The sequence below is a fragment of the Streptomyces sp. NPDC089915 genome (assembly GCF_040684675.1).
Lineage (GTDB): Bacteria > Actinomycetota > Actinomycetes > Streptomycetales > Streptomycetaceae > Streptomyces.
In genome coordinates, this window is the sequence record NZ_JBFBGN010000426.1 from 1 (window position 1) to 1,051 (window position 1,051).

1 protein-coding gene is annotated in these 1,051 nt (G+C 69.5%); it reads right to left on the reverse strand.

Annotated elements, in window-relative coordinates; translation table 11 throughout:
- The coding region (locus AB0O29_RS36365; protein ID WP_365160835.1) for a hypothetical protein at positions 1-235 on the reverse strand (235 nt) is incomplete at its 3' end.
- Positions 236-1,051: the final 816 nt, after the last annotated feature.

The following is a 1,051-nucleotide window of genomic DNA, read 5'->3' on the forward strand; positions in this document are numbered from 1 at the left end:
GCCCCGTCAGGTCCAGGTACATCGCCTGGACCACGTCCAGCCCCGCGTCGTCCGCGAACAGCCGGAACTGGGACTCGCCGCCACCCCGGCACCCGTCGGGCCCCGCAGCGCCGCCCGCACCGCCCCGGGGTCGGCGGCCTCCACCACCGTCCGCGACCACATCCCCGGGCCAGCGGCCGCCGGCGGGACCAGACCGCTTCCGGCTGGTGCCGCGCGCCCACGGCGAGGAGATCACGATCGAGGGCGAGGTAGAGCGGTGGTGGTGAAGCTGGTGGTGTGGGTCTCGAACACCAAGTCCCGACGAGACAAGCTCACCACTGACCAACACACCGCCCCCGCGCAGCTCGGTATCGACTGGGCGTGACCTATCAGGCTGACGGGTCATGTCCCCGTTCGCACTCCTGACCTGCTGCACAGACCAGACCGCCCCGCAATGCGCCATCAGGCGGTGGCTGTAACCGCTGGTGGCGGCAGGCTGAGATTTCGGGTCCGCGAGTCTGCTCCGGCAGGGGTGACACAGAACCGGACACCCCACGCGACGCCGCCACTGCAGGCTGCGGAAACCGCGGCGGCACCGCATCCACACGCGGCCGGACCGCGGGGGCCGGGACGGGAATCATGGCAGGCCTGCGAGAGAGATGGCCTTCAGCACCGATCGACGACTGACTCCACCATGTGCACCCATATCGCTGCGATGTAGATCATTTTTGTCAGCAAGGACGGTGAAAGTGCCCGCGTCGAGGATCAGGGCGGGGCTCCTCTGACGGACTTCACCGGCAGCCGCCGACTGGCGGCGCCTCGCACGTCGCAAGCGGACGGTAGGCCTATGGACCGAGGGGGCCGAGCGCGGCCGGCCGGGATCGCCGCCGTACGTGCAGAAGCCCACGGGCCAGGCCATGGGGCCCCTCTGTACACCGGCATTTCGAGACACGCCACGGGGCGACAGTCACCCTGTCGATGGGCAAAGGTGCTGGCGGGAAGGCCTGAGCCAGCGGCTGCAGGGATGCGGCCCGTTGAATTCCCATGCCCGAAAGGTCTTGCGTGAGCTGAG